Raw genomic sequence first — 19,386 nt, forward strand, 5'->3', positions numbered from 1 at the left:
TGTCAGAGGGCTCGCGAGTGTCGAATGGGTCACGTTTGGCGCGACGGCGCGAGGCGGCGATCACGACGACACGCTGGGCCCCGACTCCGACCAGGCGTAGCCGACGGGCCGTCGACAGGCAAGTGGAGTGCCCGATTCCCACCGCTGCCACCGTGATTGAGGCCGAAAACCAGTGTGTCGGGAACGCGGGACACACTCCCGTCACATGGCTCAGGTACTTTGCGCGGGGTGCTGGCGCGTCGGCCGCCGGGGGCCGCCCCCGTCACACCCGACACACCGTCAGACGGCCGCGCGGCGATCATGTGACGACGCCCCCGGTCCGGCGGGTCGTTCCGCCACTCCGGGCGAGGACCGGCGGGGCGGCACGGCTACTGGACGGCCCTGCGGGGGACCGGCAGGTGGACGGTGAGGGCGCTGCCCTGGGCGACCGGGGTGCCGGCGGCCGGCTGTTGCTCGCAGACCGTTCCGGCCAGCGCCGGGACCGGGCAGCCGCCGTAGGCGACGTCGCCGATCCGCAGGCCGGCGTCGCGGGCGCTCCTGCGGGCCTGGAGGACGGTCACGCCGGTCAGGTCGGGAGCCTTGATCGAGGTCGGCGCGCTGTTCTGGTGCTGGACGGTGTAGCCGACGGCCAGCGCCGCCAGCGCGGTGCCGCCCGCCAGCACCGCGGTCAGCCGGCCGGCCCGGCGGCGCGGACGACGCGGCGGGGCCGGGTCCCCGGCCGGCTCCGGCGGGGTCACCGCCTCCTCCACGGCGGGGCCGGCGGCGGTCAGCGGGCCGGTGGGCCGGGGCAGTGCCGCTTCGAGGGCGACGCGCATCCCGGCCGCGTCGTGGAAGCGCTGGTCGCGGTCCTTGGCGAGCGCGGTGAGCACGACGTCGTCGAGCGCGGGCGGCAGGTCCGGCCGGTGCCGGGACGGCGGGACGGGCTCCTCCTCCAGGTGGCGCCAGGCGGTGGCGAGCGGGGTCTCCGCGCTGAACGGCGGCTGACCGGTGAGCAGTTCGTAGAGCAGGCAGCCGGTGGAGTAGAGGTCGGTGCGGGCGTCCACCGGCTCGCCGCGGGCCTGCTCGGGCGAGAGGTACTCGGCGGTGCCGATGACCATCCCGGCCTGGGTCAGCGCGGTGCCCGCGGCGGGCGCGAGGGCGTGTGCGATGCCGAAGTCCATCACCTTGACGTTGCCGTCCGGGGCGACCATGACGTTCGCCGGCTTGACGTCGCGATGCACGATGCCGTGCTCGTGCGCGTGTCCCAGGGCGTCCAGGATGTCGGCGGTGAGCCGCACCGCCCTTGCCGGGCTGGGCAGTTCACCCTGGGCGAGCAGCTCCGACAGCGTCGCGCCGCGGACGTGCTCCATCACGATGTACGGCAGCGGGACACCACCGACGGCGTCCTCGCCGGTGTCGAAGACGGCCACGATGCCGGGATGGTTCAGCGCCGCCGCCGACTGCGCCTCCCGGCCGAAGCGCACCCGCCAGGACGGGTCGGCGGTGAGGTCCGCCCGCAGCACCTTGACCGCGACGGTCCGGTTCAGCCGGAGGTCCCGCGCCTGGCGGACCTCGGCCATGCCACCGCGCCCCAGCACCTCGCCCAGGGCGTAGCGGCCGCCCAACGGCTGCTGCTGCTCCATGCCACGCCTTCCCTTCTCCGGCCGGGCCCCGGCTGCCGGGCCCGTCTCCGATGGACCCACCGGAAACGCTGGACCGTAGCGCGCAATCATGTGAAAACCCTGTGGAAGGCGGAGCGGGTCGACGGGGGCGGGGACCAGGAGAGCCTTTCTGGCCAAGATCGCGTCACCCCCGACGGCCGGCCCCCGCGCGGGGGCCGGCCGGCTCCCGAGGGCCGCACCCGCGACACCACCGAGGCCCCGATCCGGAGCCGGAACCCGCGCCGCACGCCCACGTCCATTGCTCAAGGCGGGTGACTCACTCCGTCGCGATCGCCGCGACGGGCGCGGGTGGATGCTTTGCTGTCGCCATGCCCAACCGTTCCAGGCTCCGCGCCCGCGCGGGCGCCAACGCCTTCGCCCGCTGCCGGATCCCGCGGACCGACCGTGGCTGACGGCCCGCACCGCGCCACGGCCGCCGCCGTCCTCACTCTGGTCGGCGGCCCCGACAACGTCACCTCTCTCGCCCACTGCCTGACCCGACTACGCCTCGGGGTGCGCGACCGCGAGTTGGTCCGCGAAGCCGAACTCGCCGCACTGCCAGCCGTGTTGGGCGTGATCCCGGACGACACGTACCAGATCGTACTCGGCCCGGGCGTGGTCGACCGGGTCAGCGCGGAGTTCGCACAGCTCCTCACCGACCGGCCACGGCCGGTCGACGCCGACGAACTGGCCCACCGTGGTGCCGCGTTACGCACCGAGCAGCGGGCGCGCAACGCCACCCCGGGACGGCTGCTGTTGCACCGGATCGCCGACGTCTTCGTCCCGCTGATCCCGGCGCTGATCGGCTGCGGTGTGGTCTCCGGCCTCAACGGGCTGCTGGTGAACCTGGGTTGGCTGCCTTCCCTGGTCCCGGCGCTCGGTGCGATCGGTGCCGCGTTCCTGTCGCTGATCGTGGTGTTCGTCGGCTACCAGACGGCCCAGGTGTTCGGCGGGACTCCGGTCATCGGGGGCGCGGTCGCGGCGGTGATCGTCTACCCGGGAGTGGCCGGCGTCTCGGTCCTCGGCACGCGACTCTCGCCCGGCCAGGGCGGCGTGCTCGGCGCGCTGGGCGCGGCACTGCTGGCGGTCTGGCTGGAGAAGCGGTTCCGACGCCTGCTGCCCGGGGCGCTGGAGGCGCTGCTCACCCCCACCCTGACCGTACTGATCACCGGGCTGGTCACGCTCTTCGGCCTGATGTACGCCGCCGGCCGGGTCTCCGCCGCGGTCGGCACCGGCGTCGGCCAACTGCTGTCACACGGTGGGCTGTTCACCGGGCTGCTGCTGGGCGGTCTCTTCCTGCCGCTGGTGACGCTGGGCCTGCACCAGGCGCTGATCCCGATCCACACCACCCTGATCGCGCAGCAGGGCGCCACCCCGCTGCTGCCGATCCTGGCGATGGCCGGCGCGGGCCAGGTCGGCGCGGCGATCGCGATCTACCTCCGGCTGCCGCGCAACCCCTCGCTCCGCGCCACCATCCGATCCGCCCTCCCGGCCGGCCTGCTGGGCGTCGGCGAGCCGCTGATCTACGGCGTCTCGCTGCCGCTGGGCCGCCCCTTCGTGACGGCCTGTCTCGGTGGCGCGGCAGGCGGCGCCCTGGTCGGCCTCTTCGACCAGCTCGGCAGCGGCGTCGGCGCCACCGCGATCGGCCCCTCCGGCTGGGCCCTGTTCCCCCTCCTCAAGGGTGGCCACGGCCCGGCCGCCACCGCCGCCGTCTACGCGGCCGGCCTGGCCGCCGGCTACCTGACGGGCTTCCTGGCCACCTACTGCTTCGGCTTCACGCCCGCCATGCTCACCACCCTGAACGCCACCCCGGCCGGCGAGCCGACCGACGTCCACTGACCGTTCCGAGCGGCGCACCCGCCCAGCCACCCGACGGACCGGCCGCCACCGGCACACCGCGCGTGCCAACGGCCCCACCGGCCGGCAACGACTACGGCAACACCTGGTACTACGACCGCGCCGGAGGCACCAACACCACGGGCTGGATGTCCGGCGGCAACCCACCCAACTGGGCGGCGGCTTCGGGCACGAGGGCCGCTGGTCGCGCGTCACACCGTCCGGCGCCGACGGACGGCTCCGACGGACACCAGGGCCCCAGCCGCCGGCTGGGGCCCGCTCACCGGCCGTGCAGCCAGACCCGCAGCGGACCGACCGGCTCGAAGCCGTGGCGGACGGCGGCCGCCAGGTCATCGCCGTGCTCGTAGCCGACCACCGGCAAGGTGGGGAACAGGTGGCGCACCGCGTCCAGTACGACCGGCCAGGCCGCGTCGGGGCCGCCGTCCCGAGCGAAGACGTTGGACACTCCGACCACGTGGTCACCGCGGCTCGCCACCGCTCCGGCCACCACCCGACCGTCGGCGGACCGCCCGGCGAGCAGATAGGTGTCAGGGTCGTCGAGCAGCTCGGGCCGGAAGAGATCCGCGCTGCCGTCCCCGCCGTCCCAGGCGAGCGCCCAGGCGAGCAGCGCGTCCGGGTCGCCCGCCACGTCCCAGCCGAGATCCGACGCGACGGCGGGCGCACCCGCCGGGCGGTGGATCCACTGCGCCTCGAACAGCACCTGGAAGCCGGCCCCCGTCAGGTCGAGGTCGGCGAAGCTGTCCTTGACGGAGGCGCCGGGCGCGGCGGTGTCGATCCGGGCCACCAGGGCGGCCGGGTCGGCGCCCGGCAGCAGCGTCACCGCGTCCGGGTAGTACCGCGGCGTCCGGACCGGGGCGGCCCAGGCCTGCGCCCCGAACTCACCGGCCAGGCCGTGCGATCGGCTCATCGCTGCGCACCACGCGGCGTTGTTGTGGGCACCGGCGCGGACCAGGGACTGCTTCGACGTCGTCACGAGTGCGCATCATGGCCGGCCCCGGCCTGGCCCGTCGAACGGTTTTCCGCCACCCGCGGCACGAAGGCCCCACACGCGTGCCCACCCACCAGCCACTTTCGGCCGACCGCCGCGCGAGGCCCCGGGTGTGCCGACCGCGGAGGTTGGCGACAGGGCCGGACCGGGTCGTCCGGCGTCACGGGGACGAGGGCGGCCATGACCGTCGACCGCAGGTTCGAATCCTCCCAACTCCCCCCAGCCAGGCGCGATCCGGACATTGTGCCACCACTTCGAGCCAGGGATGGTAAAGAGATTGCCATGCACGGCTTTTGTGCTGGATCTTCGTTTGTGCAAGCACGAGACGCGGTGACGTGATTCCCGCACCGCGGGCCATCGAGATGCTTGTCCGGTGCGACGCCGTCCACGGTGGTCGCGAATTCACCTCCCGGTTCGGTATTCGAATTTAGGAGAAATTTTGATCTCAAAGAAGAAGGTCGTGCGTTCCGTGGCCGTGGCGCTCGCCGCGGCCGCCGCGTTCACCCTCGGCGTGCCGAGCGGCACCGCCTTCGCCATCGACCACGTGCAGTGCGTCGGTGGCGAGAACTTCCTGAAGATCTGGTCGCACCTCGACGACCGCCAGAGCGTCGACTGCTACGCGAACGGCGGGAAGACGGACTTCGGCGGGTGGTGGGTCGACCGGATCTCCACCGGGAACAACGACCTGATCTACTACGACGCCAACGGTGACTCGGTGAAGATCGAGCGCTGGCACGACATCACCTTCCCGAACCGTCCGCCGAAGGTCGTCGCCATCCAGATCCTGTGAGGATTTGACGGGCCGGCATCGCGGAACGGCCGTTTCCCCTGCCCGTCCATTCCGCGGTGCCACCGCGTCCCGGGCGAACATCGGATTCTCCGCGGCGCACATCCGCTCGCGCCCGGCCTGCTGATGCCGGTCACGCCGTTCCGGGCGTGGCCGGCATCGCTCGTCCCGCCCCCGTTCCCACCGCGCTGGAACTGTCCGTGCTCCGCGGTCGGACCGTGCCCGGCCGGCTCCGCCCGGCGCCTCGGGGATCCGAACCGGGAGCGGACCCTAGGCACGGCCGTAGACACGGCTGACCGCGATACGGATCACGACCCGGCGTTCGGCGACCATCGCGGCGCGGAACTCCGCCCAGTCCGGGTGCTCACCGGCGTTGGCGCGGTAGACGGCGACGAGCTCGTCGACGGTCGGGTCGTCGGGGGCCGCCGCCACCGGCGAGAGGTCGGCGTCGCCCTCGGCCACCGCGTAGGCGCCCATGGTTCCGGTGCTGACGTGGAAGCTCGCGCGCGGGTCGCGGCGCAGGTTGCGGACCTTGGCCCGGTCGTCGGTGGAGGAGATCCGCAACAGCCCGGTCCCCGGGTCGAAGACGTGGTTGACGTTGGAGAGTTGCGGTCGGCCGTCGCGCTTCAGGGTGACCAGCACACCACCACGCGCCGCGCTCAGCAGCTCTTCGAGTCGCACCTGCTCGGTCTCTCCGGACATACCGCTCCCTCCACCGTTCGGGGACGCTCCGGATCCTACGTCCCGGGCAGCGGCCCGTGCCCCGCCCATCCGACCCGCCGTCCGGGCGAGCTTGCTGCACGCTGGACGTGTGGGCGCCACCTCCCGGCACCGGAACGACGGCGAAAGGCGAGGCCGGATGGACGACCGTGACCAGGGCCGGTCCAGGCCCGGACGGGAACGGGCGCGGCAGCCGACGGTGCTCGGCAGCCGCCCGCCGCGGACGCGGACCACCGCCACCGCCCACCCGTCCCGGGGCCCGGCCCGCGCGGCGCCGTCGACGGTCGGACCGGCGCTGCGCCGGACGGCCGGGTACGCCTGGCGGCTGCTGGTCGTCGGGGTGGCCGGATACGCCGCCTACCTGGTGGTGCAGCGGCTGGAGCTGCTCGCGATCGCGCTCTTCCTGGCGCTGGTGGTGACCTCGGTGCTGCGCCCGGCCGCCGACCTGCTGGGCCGGGCGCTGCCCCGCCCGCTCGCGGTGCTCTTCGCGCTGCTCGGCGCCCTGGTGTTGCTGGGCGGCCTGTTCGCGCTGGTGGGCGAGGTGGTGGCGAGTGAGTCGGGCCGGCTGGGTCGGGAGTTCGGCGGCGGGCTGGGGCGGATCGAGCAGTGGCTGGAGGGGCCGCCGTTCCGGGTCCGGGCGGGGGCCCTGACCGGACTGCAGGGGAAGATCGCGTCCTACCTGTCCGCGCACCGCTCGACGCTGATCAGCACCGCGGTGAGCGGGGCCAGCCGGGTGGTGGAGTTCGCCACCGTGGGGGCGCTGGCGCTGTTCTGCTCGATCTTCTTCATCCACTCCGGGGACCGGATGTGGCGCTGGGCCGAGGACCAGCTGCCGACCGCTGCCCGGTCCACCTGGGACCGGGTCGGACGGGTGGCCTGGCGGACCTTCGCGGGTTACACCCGGGGGATCGTCATCGTCGCCGCCAGCAACGCCGCGCTGGTCGGCGTCGCGCTGGCGCTGCTGCGGGTCCCGCTGGCACTGCCGTTGACCCTGCTGGAGTTCTTCGCCACCCTGGTCCCGCTGGTCGGCTCGCCGATCGCGCTGGCCGTGGCGGCGGTGGTCGCACTGGCCACCCGGGGGCCGGTGGTGGCGCTGATCGTGCTGGCGCTGATCGTGGTCATCGGCCAGATCGAGGGGCACGTGCTGCACCCGCTGGTGATGGGCTGGGCGGTGCGGATCCACCCGGTCGCGGTCGCTCTGTCGGTCGCCGGCGGCGCGGTGCTGGAGGGGGTGCTCGGAGCGGTGGTCGCGGTGCCCGTGGTCTCGGTGGCCTGGGCCGTGGTCTGCGAGCTGCGCGGGCCTCCGGGCCGCCGCCACCGCGGCCCGCCAGCAGGCCGCTGACCGCCTCCGCCAGGTGGCCGGACTCCGTTGGCCTCCGGCGGGCAACCAGTGTAGACATGGCGTATGGCCCGGTTTTGGGGCCGGTCCTGGGCCCTGTCGGCCCCCCGTACCTCAGGTCGGCACCCACGGAGTCGGCCTGACCTGCGTCGGAACCCGTCGCAGGAGCAGCACCAGCACCAGGACCCGCAGCGGCCGGCGCAGCGGCGCCCGTGGTCGGTGCTGAACGTGCGCAGTGTCGCGGGGCAGGTGTTCATCCTGCAGGTCGTCATCGTGCTGCTGCTGATCGTGTTCGCGGTGCTGGAACTCCTCGTGCAGGCCCAGCGCGACAGCACGGCCGAGGCCCGCAACCGCTCCCTCGCGGTGGCCCAGACCTTCGCCAACTCCCCCGGGATCGCGGCCGCGCTGGCCTCCCCCGACCCGACCGCGATCCTGCAACCACGGGCCGAGGCGGCCCGGGTCACCTCCGGGGTCGACTTCATCGTGGTCACCAACACCCAGGGAATCCGCTACACCCACCCCAACCCGGCCCGGATCGGCCACAAGTTCGTCGGCACGATCGGACCACCGCTGGCCGGGCACCCGATCACCGAGACGATCAACGGGACCATCGGCCGGCTGGTGCAGGCGGTGGTGCCGGTGGACGACCCGAGCAACGGCAAGGTGGTCGGGCTGGTCTCGGCCGGTATCACGATCAAGAAGGTCAGCGGGGTGGCCGACCGCGAGCTGCCACTGCTGCTGGGCGGGGCGGCCGTCGCGCTGGGCCTGTCCACCGCCGGTACCGCGCTGGTCAGCCGGCGGCTGCGGCGTCAGACGCTCGGCCTCGGGCCGGCCGAGATGACCCGGATGTACCAGCACCACGACGCGGTGCTGCACTCCGTCCGCGAGGGCGTGCTGATCGTCGACGACCGGAACCGGGTGCTGCTGGTCAACGACGAGGCGAGCCGGCTGCTGGACCTGCCGGAGGACGCCGAGGGCCGCCTGCTCGGCGAGCTGGGCCTGAACGAGCGGCTGGCCGAGCTGCTGAGCCATGGCTCGCCGGTCACCGACCACGTGGTCGGCGCGGGCGCACGGCTGCTGGCGGTGAACGTCCGGCCGACCGACCGCAACGGCGGGCCGCCGGGCAGCGTGGCCACCCTGCGCGACTCCACCGAGCTGCTCGCGCTGACCGGGCGGGCCGACCTGGCCCGCGGCCGGCTGCGGCTGCTGCACGAGGCCAGCATGGCGATCGGCACCACCCTGGACGTCACCCGGACGGCCGAGGAGCTGGCCCAGGTGGCCGTGCCGCGGTTCGCCGACTTCGTCACCATCGACCTGGCCGAGGCCGTGCTGATCGGCGACGAGGCCCCGACCATCCACGGCATGCCGATGCGACGGGTGGCCGTCGGCGGCATCCGGGCGGACGTCCCGCTCTACCCGGTGGGCCGGAGCATCGTCTTCGCCCCGACCGCCCCGCAGGCCTGGACCCTGGACACCGGACGGGCCAAGCTCGCGCCGGTGCTCGCCGACGCCACCGACTGGCGGGCCCAGAAGCCCGCGCACACCACCCGGATCATCGAGTACGGCCTGCACTCGCTGATCACCGTCCCGCTGCGGGCCCGCGGCGCGATGCTGGGCGTGGCCAACTTCTTCCGGATGGAGCAGCCGGAACCGTTCGACGAGGACGACCAGTCGCTGGCCGAGGAACTGGTCGCGCACGCCGCGCTCTGCATCGACAACGCCCGCCGCTACACCCGCGAGCACGCACTGGCGGTTACCCTGCAGCACAGCCTGCTGCCACGCGGCCTGCCGGAGCAGACCGCGCTGGAGGTCGCCTACCGCTACCTGCCCGCCCAGGCGGGGGTGGGCGGCGACTGGTTCGACGTGATCCCGCTGACCAGCACCCGGGTGGCGCTGGTGGTGGGCGACGTGGTCGGGCACGGTCTGCACGCCGCCGCGACCATGGGCCGGCTGCGGACCGCCGTGCACAACTTCTCCACCCTCGACCTGCCGCCCGACGAACTCCTCGGCCACCTGGACGAGCTGGTGAGCCGGATCGACCTGGAGCAGAGCACCACCGGTGGGCGCGAGGCCGCGGTCAGCGGGGCCAGCTGCCTCTACGCGGTGTACGACCCGGTGGACCGGACCTGCACGCTGGCCCGGGCCGGCCACCCGCCACCCGCCGTGATCCACCCGGACGGCACGGTGGAGTTCGCCGAGGTGCCGGCCGGACCGCCGCTCGGCACCGCGCTGCTGCCGTTCGAGACCGCCGAGCTGCGGCTCCCCGAGGGCAGCCGGCTGGTGCTGTACACCGACGGCCTGGTCGAGGACCGCGATCGCGACCTCGACGTCGGGCTGAACCTGCTGCGGGACACCCTGCACCACGCGTACGACCGGACTCCGGAAGAGATCTGCCAGGCCGTCCTCGACGTGCTGCTGCCCGCCCGGCCGAGCGACGACATCGCGCTGCTGGTGGCCGGTACCCGGGTGCTGGCCCGCGACCGGATCGCCGAGTGGGACGTGCCGTCCGACCCGGCGGCGGTCAGCGGCGTACGGGCCGCGGTGAGCCGACAGCTGGCGGCCTGGGGACTCGACGAGGCGTCCTTCGTCACCGAACTGATCCTCAGCGAGCTGCTCACCAACGCCATCCGCTACGGCGCCGAGCCGATCCGGGTCCGGCTGCTCTACGACCGGACCCTGATCTGCGAGGTCTCCGACGCCAGCAGCACCGCGCCGCACCTGCGGTACGCGGCGACCCTGGACGAGGGCGGGCGCGGGCTGTTCCTGGTGGCGCAGTTCGCCGAGCGCTGGGGCACCCGGTACATCCCCAGCGGCAAGGTGATCTGGAGCGAGCAACTGCTGGACGGCGCGGCGGCGCTGCGGGCCGAGTTCCTCGCCGACCTGCCGGTGGAGTGACCGCTCGGGCCCGCCCTCAGGAGGCCGGGGCGTTCTCGATGGTGGCGTTGGCGGACTCGGACTGGCTGGTGACGGTGATCTTCGACTGGCCCTGCGCGCTGCTGAAGGTCACCACCAGGGTGTTGCGGTCGACCTGCCGCGCCGCGGCGGTGAAGCCGGTGGCCGGGACCACGGTGACCAGGCAGACGCCGGCCGCACCGAAGGCCACCGTGGCGGTGCCGCCGCTGGACTGGAAGGTGTGCACGGCGGCGTCCGGCCCGCAGCTGGGGCTGGCCGCGGGCGTGGGGGCCGGCGCGGGCGGGGCCGAACTCGGCGGTGGTGGCGGCGGGGCGCTGGTCGGCGCCGGCGGCGGGGTGGGGCTGGGCGAAGGCGTCGGGGAGGCGGTGGGCGGCACGCTGGCCGCCCCGCTGACGGCGTCGCCGATCTGCCCGCTGGGTGACGGGCTCGGGGTGTCCTCGATCGGGACAGCCACCGCGGTGGCGATCACCGTACGGGAGACGGGCAGGCCGGCCGCGCCGGTGCCGGCCACGTAGACCACCGTGAACATCACGGCGCCGACGCTGACGGCCGTGCAGCCCAACCAGATGAGCGGGTACCGCAGAACAGGTCGCACCGGGCCATCCTGCCTCATCGGCTACGGTGTGCTGCATGACGTCCGTCCTCGTCGTGGAAGACGACCCGGTCATCCGCACCTCGCTGATAGAACTGCTCAGTGCCCAGGGCCATCTGGTGCGCAGTTCGCCCGACGGCTTCGGCGCCCTGCGGGAGATCACCCAGTGGCAGCCCGACGCGGTGGTGCTCGACCTCGGCCTGCCCGACCTCGACGGCGCCGACGCGCTGCGGATGATCCGCGGCCTGTCACAGGTGCCGGTCCTGGTCGCCACCGCCCGTGACGACGACCTGGAGGTCATCAAACTGCTCAACGCGGGGGCCGACGACTATCTCGTCAAGCCCTTCTCCGGTGGCCAGTTGATCGCCCGGCTGAGCGCGGTGCTGCGGCGCTACGAGCGCGGGCCGGGGGCGGTCGGAGCGACGGCGCGCGGTCTGCCCAGTGCCGGCTATCCGGACCGGCAGCCCGCCGAGCGGTTGACCGTGGGCGAGCTGCGGATCGACCCGCTGGCCCGCACCGCGCATCTCTCGGAGCGTGAACTCGGCCTGACCCGGCGCGAGTTCGACCTGCTGGAGTTCCTGGCCCGGAACGCCGGTCGGGTGGTGTCGCGCCGGCAGATCCTCGCCGAGGTGTGGCGCCAGCCGTACGTGGACGAGCAGACCGTCGACGTGCACCTCTCCTGCCTGCGCCGCAAGCTCGGCGAACGGGCCGTGCGGCCACGCTACCTGCACACCGTGCGCGGGGTGGGCGTGAAGCTGGTGTCGCCTCAGTGAGACGGACGCTGGCCATGGTGGCGCTGGCCGTGACCGCCATGGTGGCGCTCTCCTTCCTGATCCCGCTGGCGGTGTTGCTGCGCACCCAGGTGCGTACCCAGGCGACCCAGTCGGCCGAGCAACGGACCGCCGCGGTGGCACCGGTACTGGCGCTGTCCACCCAACCGGCCGATCTGCGCGGGGTGGTGAGCGGAGTCGACCCGACCGGCCGGCTCTGCGTGCACCTGCCCGGCGGCGTGCTGATCGGCACCTCGCACGCGCCCGGCGCGCTGCTGGCGCAGGCCACCGGGCAGCGTGAGTCGATCGCCCGGGACGTCCCGGGCGGTTGGGACTACCTGCAACCGGTGCTGCTGGCGCAGGACCGGGTCGCGGTGGTCGAGGAGTTCGTCCCGCAGGCCGCGTTGACCCAGGGCGTGGCGACCGGCTGGACGGTGATGTCGCTGCTGGCGCTCGGCCTGGTGACCGGGTCGGTGCTGGTCGCGGACCGGCTCGCGGCCCAACTGGTGCGCTCCGCCCGGAGCCTGTCCCGGGCCTCGAACACGCTAGGCGGCGGCGACCTGGACGTCCGGGTGGCGCCCGGCGGGCCGCCCGAACTCCACGAGGCCGGGCTGGCGTTCAACGCGATGGCCGACCGGATCACCCAACTACTGGCCACCGAGCGAGAGTTGGTGGCCGACTTGTCGCACCGGCTGCGGACTCCGCTGATGGCGCTGCACCTGGCGGCCGAGCAGATCGGCCCGGTGGCCGGGGCCCAGCGGATCACCTCGGCGGTGCACCACCTGGAGGGCGAGCTGGACTCGATCATCCTGGCCGCCCGCACCCCGCTGGCCGTCCGGCCGCCGCAGCGCGGGGACGGCCAGGGCCGCGGCGCCGGCCGTCGGGCCAGGCCGGTCGGCGGGTTCACCGAGGCCACCGAGGTGGCCGCGCACCGGGTCGGCTTCTGGTCCGTGCTGGCCGAGCAGCAGGACCGCGGCTGCGGCTTCACGGCGACCGACGAGCCGACCCCGGTCCGGGTACCGGAGGACGACCTGGCGGCCGTGGTGGACGCGCTGGTCGGCAACGTCTTCCGACACACGCCGCAGGGCACCGCGTTCGCGGTGACGGTCGAGCGGACCGCGCAGAGCGTGCTGCTACTGGTGGACGACGCCGGCCCCGGGATCGCCGACCCGCGCAGCGCACTCTCCCGCGGGGTGAGCGTCGGCGGCTCCACCGGACTGGGGCTGGACATCGCCCGGCAGGCGGCCGCGGCCACCGGCGGGCAGCTGCGGATCCTGCGCGGCCCGCTCGGCGGCGCCCGGGTGGAGGTGACGCTCGGACTGGCCGCCGAGTCGGGCGGCGGCGGGCGGCGGCGCTGGCGGCACCGGCGCGGCCGGGACGGGCGGGCCCGCCGGCGCGGGCTGCCCAGGTGGCTCGGCCGGCGCACCGCGCGCTGAGCACACTGAGCACGCTGGTCAGGGCGTTCCCCGGATCCGAGCAGGGATCCGGGGAACGCCCTTTTGGTACGTACCAGTTGAGGTTGCCAAGCATCACCTGAGGGGAACATTAGGGCTTTCTTAGCGACCCACGCTCCCGGACCTCGGCCGGGTCGCGCGCCCCTACGCTCGGCGATGCCGGAGACGGTGATCCCCCGAAGGGCTCTGTTGCCCACTCGATCGGGCGGCCAATCCCCCCTGTCCGGCGATGAGATGCGGGCGCCCGGGGCGTCGGACTCGGTCCGCCGACCGGCCCGCAGCGGACACGAAGCAAGGAAGTCACGACACATGGTTGCTGACGCAGCGTCCCCCAGCGGCCGGCCGGGCACGGGGCGACGCGGTCCCGACAGCCGGCTCCGCGCCGCCGCCCTTCCCGCGCTGGCGACGGCCCTGACGCTCGTCCTGGTGGTCCTGCTGCTGCTCGGCCCGCCGGTCTGGCCGGCCCACGCCGCCGACCTGACCACGGTCTCGGCGCACCTGCCCCCGGACCAGGCGGTGATCCCCGGCTCGCCACTGGACGCCTACCGCAAGCAGATCCCCTACGACATGGGATCGCACAAGATCGCCCGGCTGGCCGCACTGATCGCCTACGCGCTGATGACGGCCACCGTGGTGCTCGGTGTGGTGTTGCGAATGCGGTACTTCCAGCGGGTGGTCAACCGCGCCACGGTCTACGGCGCCCACATGACGCTGGCGCTCTCCGCGCTGATCTTCGGCTGCCTGCACGGCGTGACCTTCCTCTACCAGCCGGTGTGGCAGATCAGCACCCGCGAGCTGGTGATCCCGTTCCTGGGCGGGCTCCAGCGGGTCCCGGTGGGCTTCGGGATCCTCGGCACCGAGCTGGCCATCGCAGCCGCCTGTTCGGTCTGGCTGCAGCAGGCGGTGGGCTACCGGCGCTGGTTGAAGTTTCACCAACTCGCCTACCTGTCATTCGGGTTGATCTGGCTGCACATCTTCACCGTGCACCCCGAGCCGCGCCACCTGGACCTGGTGGCGATCGGCGTCGGGGCCGGCGCGGGAGCCTGCCTGCTGGCCTTCCTGATCCGGCTGATCCCCTCGCGCTCCCGGCTCCGGCAGCGCGCGTTCCGGATGGAGACCGCCGCTTGAGCACCGTACCGAGCCCCTGGCCGCAGGAGTGGCCGGCCCAGGCCGTGCCCACGACGTATCCCACGCCGTACGTGCCGGTCGGTTACCCGGTCTACCCACAGCCGCCCGCGCCAGCGGGTCCGGCGCCCGGCCTGCTGGTCCCGGTGTCGCCACCGGGGTACCCCGTTCCGGCTCCGATGCCTCAACCCGTCTTCCCCGCAAGCCCGTTGCCAACCGCCGACGAGCCGGAGCCGATCCCCGCCGAGTCCTTCTCCCCGGCGCGCCCACAGCTCGTCCCGGAGGCCGGGCCGGTCAAGGTGAGCGTGGACAACAACCGCTGCCACATCTACGGCATCTGCCAGCAGGAGGCCCCCGAGATCTTCCGGATCGCCGAGAGCGGATCGCTGCACTACACCGCCAACGTGCCCGCCCACTCCGCCGCCAAGGCCCGCCAGGCGGCCCGCTGCTGCCCGATGCAGGCCGTCTCGGTGCGCACCGCCGCCCCGCCCGCGCCGGCCCGCAGGTCCGGACGCAGCGGCACGGCCACCCGTCCCAGCCTGCGCCGGATCGTGGTGGCCGGCGGCGGCCTGGCCGGTCTCAGCGCCGCGACCCGGCTGCGCGAACGCGGCTTCGACGGCGAACTGGTGGTGGTCGGCGAGGAGTCCCGGCTCGCCTACAGCCGTCCGCCGCTCTCCAAGCAGTACCTGGCCGGTGAACTGACCGCCGAGGAGCTGGAGTTCCGGGTGGACGGCCCGATCGACGCGCACTGGCTGCTGGACACCCGGATGGTCGGGCTGGACGCGGCGGCCCGCACCATCGAACTGCGCGGCGGGGAGCAACTCCCGTACGACGGGCTGGTGATCGCCACCGGGGTGGACGCCCGACGACTGCCCGAGGCTCCGGTCTTCAGCGAACGGGTGCGCACGGTACGGACCCTGGAGGACGCCGCGGCGATCCGCCGGGCCCTGCACACCGCCCGGGCGCACCACGTGGTGATCCTCGGCGGCGGCTTCGTCGGCTGCGAACTCGCCTGCACCGCCCGGGACCACGGCATGGACGTGACCCTGGTGGTGCACAGTGCTCCGCTGCTGCGCCGGGTGCTCGGCCGCCGGCTGGGCGAGGTGGTCGGCCGGATCCAGGCCCGGGCCGGGGTGGACGTCCGGCTGAGCACCCGGATCACCGAGTGGGTGGACACCGGCGACGGCCTGCGGCTGCGGCTGGACGACGGAGAGGTCGTCAACGCCGACTTCGTGGTGCTGGGCCTGGGCAGCGTGCCGCGCACCGAGTGGCTGCGCGGCAGCGGGCTGGACGCCGCCGACGGCGTGCTCTGCGACGCCACCTGCCACGTGCTGGACCTGGGCGGCCGACCGGTGCCGGGGGTGGTGGCGGCCGGCGACGTGGCCCGCTGGCCCAACGCGCGCTTCGACGCCACGCCACGCCGGATCGAACACCTCATCCACGCGGTCGAGATGGGCCAGCACGCGGCCGACTCACTGCTCCGCGGGCCGGGCCGGGCGGCCCGGTTCACACCGGTGCCGCGGTTCTGGTCCGAGCAGCACGGCAGGCGGCTGCAGGCGGTCGGCATCCCGGCGCTCGGCGAGCGGGTGGAGATCGTCGAGGGCTCGCTGCGCTCGGAGAGCTTCGTCGCCACCTACACCCGTGACACCCCGCAGGGTCCGCAGCTGGTGGCCGCGGTCGCCTTCGACATGCCACGCCAGTTGCTCGCCTACCGCGACCTCATCGGCCGGACCGACCGCCCCCGGGCGGCGCTGCCCAGCCCGCTCGCTCCCCACCCGGTCCCCCGACAGGGCCGGGCCGGCAACCGAAGGAGGCGCCGTTGAGCCGCCGCAGGAGCCGCCCGACGCGGCGCTCCCCCCGTCCCCCGTACGCCGGGATGCTGCCCTGGCTGCTCGGCCTGCCCGCCCGGCTGCACGTGCGCTGGCTGCTGATCGCCACCGTGATGACCCTCGCGATGGGCGCCTACCTGCACGTCCTGCTGACCGCGCCGCCGATGCCGCCCGAGCAGGCCCCGAACTCCGGCCCGGGCGTCGCCCAGGCGGCCCCCGCCCCGCACTGATCCCCCTCCCCCGTAAAGGACTGTCAGATGGCCTCCCACCAGCGACCGGATCCTCGCCCCGGCCGCCACCGCACCCGCTTCCGGGGTCGCCGGGCCGCCGCCCTCGCGCTGGCCCTCGGCGGCACGCTGGCCGCCGCCGCCTCGGTGCTCGGCGTCTCCTTCGCCGCCACCACGCCGGCCGCCCGAGCCGGCGGCCCCAGTCCGGCGCCGACCGCGCAGCCCAACCCCAACTGCACCCTCACCGTGCCGGCCGCGCCGCTCACCGCGGCCGGCCTGGCCACCCCGTACACCCTCACCGCCACCGACCCGCGGCAGGGCCCGTGCCACGAGGCCGACGCCAACCAGTCGGCGTTCGTCCAGGCCACCATCGTCGACCGGGACACCGGCGCGGTCTCGGTCTACGACCCGCTGGTCACCGACGCGGGCCGGCAGCCCGCGGTCGCCCCGGTACGGCCGACCCTGCCGGCGCACGCCGTGGTCGGGATCTGGTTCGGTTTCAACGGCACCGTGCTCACCCTGAACGGCCAACTCGCCGCCGGCTCCTGCGTCAACGGCACCGCGGGCCAGCCGTTCGGCCAGTTCGCCTACTGCAACGCCCCGGCCTTCTTCGCCACCGCGAACGCCGCCGAGCGGGCCGGAAAGCTCCCGGTACCGCCGATCGGCACCGGCAGGGACGGTCAACCCTGCCTGACCACCAGGGACTTCGGCCTGGTCGACCAGGACCAGAGCGACAACGTCACCACCGAGTACCTGGTCGACCGGCGCGGCCGGACCGCGCAGAAGACCGCAGCCAACTCGGGCGTGCGGAACAGCACTTCACTGGTCAACGGGAGCGACAACCTGCTGCTGACCAACTTCGAGGACCCGGCTCTGGGGTGCACCCCGTGGACCGCGCCCGATCTGGCCGACCCCGGCGCCCGGACCACCTCGCTCGGACTCGACGAGCTCCAGGCCGCCGCCGACCAGACGGCCCCGGTCGCGCTGGTCCCGCTCAACGACCCGATGGTGCTGGTGGACAACCAGCTGAGCCGGACCAAGACCAATCTCTACCGGGCCGGGGTGGACCAGCCGCCGCTGAACAACGCGGACAACGGCGACCCGCGGACGTACTGCTCGCGGATCGCCTCGATCGGCGCCCGTCGGATCCGGCTCGACCGCCGCTTCACCGCCCAGGCGCCCTCCCCGCAGGCCGGCCAGAGCCTCTTCACCTTCCTCAGCCAGCGGCTCACCGCCTCGCTCACCAACCTGGGCTGCCCGACCGGCGTCCCGCCCGCACCGGGCCAGGGCGACGACGCGCAGGTGCACACCTGAGCGCCCCGGGCGGGTGCGGCGGGCGCGGACCCCGCCGCACCCGGCCGGGCGGGCCGCCCGGCCACCCGGGTGGTGACCGTCCCGATCGGCCCCCGGGCGCCGCGGCACGCTCCGGCAGCCGTCCTGGTCGGCCGCACCGGACGCGGTGCGGCCGACCCCGGCCCGCCGATCATCCACAGGTGGTCCCCGGCCGCCGATGGGGTAGGAATGATCGTGGCCGGTGCGTCGCCGGCTGGCTGCCGGCGCGGACGTACGGGGCGGGCGGCCGTGTTGCCGGTGACCGGACGGAGGCCCAGCCCATGCAGCAGGTCATGCTGCCGATCGGACTCGCGCTCTGCGCGGCCCTCAGCAACGCCGTGGCCACGGTGCTGCAACGGCTCGCGACGCTGTCCGTACCGCAGTCGGCCGGGCTGCGGGCGAGCCTGCTGCTGGACCTGCTGCACCGGCCGGTCTGGCTGGTCGGCATGGTGGCGGTGATCGGTGCGGCGATCTTCCAGGCGGCGGCGCTGGCCAGTGGCGAGATGACGGTGGTCCAGCCGCTCTTCGTGATCGAGCTGCCGCTGGCCCTGGTGATCGGCTCCCGGGTGCTGCGCCGCCGGCTGCCGCCGCGCGGCTGGCTGGCGGTGGCCTGCGTGGTGGTCGGCCTGGGGACGGCGATGGCGGCCGCCGCGCCCTCCGGCGGGGCCACCAGCGCGCCGCTGGTGCGCTGGATCCCGGTGCTGATCGGCTGCGGCGGGGCGGTGGTGCTGCTCACCGGCGCGGGGATCAAGCGCCCGCCGGGCCGGTTCCGGGCCGGCAGCCTGGCCGCCGCCGCGGCGATCTGCTACGCGCTGACCGCCGCGCTGATGAAGTCCGCGACCCACACCCTGGCCGATCACGGGGTGGCCTCGTTCTTCCTGGTCTGGCAGACCTACGCCTTCGCGATGGCCGGGGCGGGCGCGCTGTTCCTGCTGGAGAACGCGCTGCAGTCCGGCCCGCTGGTCGCCTCGCAGCCCGCGCTCACCCTGGGTGACGCGCTGGTCAGCCTGACCCTCGGGATGACCCTGTACGACGAACGGGTGCGCGGCGGCTGGTGGATCCTCCCGGAGCTGCTGGGTGCCGCGATGGTCGCGGTCGGCGCGGTCGCGCTGGCCCGCACTCCGCTGGCCCGGATGGTGGCCCAGTCGGCCGACGAGGGCCCCGCTCCGCGCGTGCACCGGCCCACGGCTCGCTAGCTTGTCCTCGAGCGGCCTTGTCCCCGAGCGGGCGGCTGCGCCGATCGGGGCGCGACCGGGCCGAGAGCGCGAGGAGCAGGCCGTGAAGTACATGCTGCTGATGCAGTTCAGCGCCCGGAGCACCGACTTCCCGGCGATCACCGAGTGGCCCGAGCAGGACGTCCGGGCGCACGTCGCGTTCATGCAGGCCACCAACCGCGAGCTGACCGCCTCCGGTGAGCTGCTGCACGCGCAGGGCCTGGCCATGCCGGACACCACCCGGATCGTCCGCGCCGGGGCCGACGGCAGGCCGCGGATCACCGAGGGCCCGTTCCCCGAGACCAAGGAGTTCCTGGCCGGCTACTGGATCACGGACTGCGCGGGCCCCGAACGGGCGGCCGAGATCGCCGCCCGGATCTCGGCGGCGCCCGGCCCCGGCGGACGGCCGCTGAACATGCCGATCGAGGTGCGCGAGGTGTTCGCCGTGCCGCCCGCCGAGCAGGGCCACTAGGGCCAATGCTGGTGACTTTGGCTCGCTTGTCTCGTTGGTTGTGGTGTGGCGAGGGTGGGGCAGGTCAAGAAGTCACCTGCGGGTGAGCGGTTGTCGGATCGGATCGCGATCGGGGTGTTGACCCGGG

The 19,386-nt window shown here is 74.1% G+C and carries 16 protein-coding genes; 12 read left to right on the forward strand and 4 right to left on the reverse strand.

Annotated features, from left to right (window positions below):
- Positions 1-368: 368 nt before the first annotated feature.
- Entirely contained in the window at positions 369-1,622 is a 1,254-nt protein-coding gene (locus ACIGXM_RS35320) for a protein kinase (RefSeq protein WP_396568215.1), read from the reverse strand.
- A 423-nt stretch (positions 1,623-2,045) separates the two neighbouring features.
- Between ACIGXM_RS35320 and ACIGXM_RS35325 the strand changes: the two genes are divergently transcribed.
- Positions 2,046-3,479, forward strand: a complete 1,434-nt coding sequence (locus ACIGXM_RS35325) for a PTS transporter subunit EIIC (protein ID WP_396568216.1) — start codon at positions 2,046-2,048, stop codon at positions 3,477-3,479.
- 277 nt (positions 3,480-3,756) lie between these two features.
- On the opposite strand, the gene ACIGXM_RS35330 is transcribed toward ACIGXM_RS35325, so the two are convergent.
- Positions 3,757-4,470, reverse strand: a complete 714-nt coding sequence (locus ACIGXM_RS35330) for a hypothetical protein (RefSeq protein ID WP_396568217.1) — start codon at positions 4,468-4,470, stop codon at positions 3,757-3,759.
- Between the two features lie 454 nt (positions 4,471-4,924).
- Here ACIGXM_RS35330 and ACIGXM_RS35335 point away from each other — a divergent pair, with 454 nt between their 5' ends.
- Complete coding sequence (locus ACIGXM_RS35335; protein WP_396568218.1) at positions 4,925-5,275, forward strand: beta/gamma crystallin domain-containing protein; 351 nt, start codon at positions 4,925-4,927, stop codon at positions 5,273-5,275.
- A 267-nt stretch (positions 5,276-5,542) separates the two neighbouring features.
- On the opposite strand, the gene ACIGXM_RS35340 is transcribed toward ACIGXM_RS35335, so the two are convergent.
- A complete protein-coding gene (locus ACIGXM_RS35340; protein ID WP_396568219.1) occupies positions 5,543-5,974 on the reverse strand; it encodes a PPOX class F420-dependent oxidoreductase in 432 nt (143 codons plus the stop codon).
- A gap of 157 nt (positions 5,975-6,131) precedes the next feature.
- Between ACIGXM_RS35340 and ACIGXM_RS35345 the strand changes: the two genes are divergently transcribed.
- Together ACIGXM_RS35345 and ACIGXM_RS35350 are read left to right on the forward strand one after the other, a co-directional pair.
- A complete protein-coding gene (locus ACIGXM_RS35345; RefSeq protein WP_396568220.1) occupies positions 6,132-7,334 on the forward strand; it encodes an AI-2E family transporter in 1,203 nt (400 codons plus the stop codon).
- A 63-nt stretch (positions 7,335-7,397) separates the two neighbouring features.
- On the forward strand, positions 7,398-10,226 hold the full coding sequence (locus ACIGXM_RS35350; protein WP_396568221.1) for a SpoIIE family protein phosphatase: 2,829 nt from the start codon (positions 7,398-7,400) through the stop codon (positions 10,224-10,226).
- 16 nt (positions 10,227-10,242) lie between these two features.
- Here ACIGXM_RS35350 and ACIGXM_RS35355 read toward each other — a convergent pair whose 3' ends face one another.
- Positions 10,243-10,839: a hypothetical protein gene (locus ACIGXM_RS35355; protein WP_396568222.1), complete on the reverse strand. Its 597-nt coding sequence runs from the start codon at positions 10,837-10,839 to the stop codon at positions 10,243-10,245.
- Between the two features lie 35 nt (positions 10,840-10,874).
- On the opposite strand from ACIGXM_RS35355, the gene ACIGXM_RS35360 reads away from it, so the two are divergent.
- From ACIGXM_RS35360 to ACIGXM_RS35395, 8 genes are all read left to right on the forward strand, one after another.
- A complete protein-coding gene (locus tag ACIGXM_RS35360) occupies positions 10,875-11,609 on the forward strand; it encodes a response regulator transcription factor (RefSeq protein WP_396568223.1) in 735 nt (244 codons plus the stop codon).
- Entirely contained in the window at positions 11,606-13,042 is a 1,437-nt protein-coding gene (locus ACIGXM_RS35365) for a sensor histidine kinase (RefSeq protein WP_396568224.1), read from the forward strand. The genes ACIGXM_RS35360 and ACIGXM_RS35365 overlap by 4 nt, the downstream gene beginning before the upstream one ends.
- Before the next feature lie 327 nt (positions 13,043-13,369).
- Entirely contained in the window at positions 13,370-14,188 is an 819-nt protein-coding gene (locus ACIGXM_RS35370) for a ferric reductase-like transmembrane domain-containing protein (RefSeq protein ID WP_396568225.1), read from the forward strand.
- Positions 14,185-16,008, forward strand: a complete 1,824-nt coding sequence (locus tag ACIGXM_RS35375; RefSeq protein WP_396568226.1) for an FAD-dependent oxidoreductase — start codon at positions 14,185-14,187, stop codon at positions 16,006-16,008. Before ACIGXM_RS35370 ends, ACIGXM_RS35375 begins: the two co-directional genes overlap by 4 nt.
- Positions 16,005-16,244, forward strand: a complete 240-nt coding sequence (locus ACIGXM_RS35380) for a hypothetical protein (protein WP_396568227.1) — start codon at positions 16,005-16,007, stop codon at positions 16,242-16,244. Before ACIGXM_RS35375 ends, ACIGXM_RS35380 begins: the two co-directional genes overlap by 4 nt.
- A gap of 27 nt (positions 16,245-16,271) precedes the next feature.
- Positions 16,272-17,555, forward strand: coding sequence for a hypothetical protein (locus tag ACIGXM_RS35385; protein ID WP_396568228.1), 1,284 nt, complete (start codon positions 16,272-16,274; stop codon positions 17,553-17,555).
- Between the two features lie 299 nt (positions 17,556-17,854).
- On the forward strand, positions 17,855-18,769 hold the full coding sequence (locus tag ACIGXM_RS35390) for a DMT family transporter (RefSeq protein WP_396568229.1): 915 nt from the start codon (positions 17,855-17,857) through the stop codon (positions 18,767-18,769).
- Between the two features lie 91 nt (positions 18,770-18,860).
- Positions 18,861-19,259 (forward strand): YciI family protein, encoded by a 399-nt coding sequence (locus ACIGXM_RS35395; protein ID WP_396568231.1) that lies wholly within the window; start codon positions 18,861-18,863, stop codon positions 19,257-19,259.
- Positions 19,260-19,386 lie beyond the last annotated feature (127 nt).

Source organism: Kitasatospora sp. NPDC052896, from assembly GCF_044547075.1.
GTDB lineage: Bacteria > Actinomycetota > Actinomycetes > Streptomycetales > Streptomycetaceae > Kitasatospora.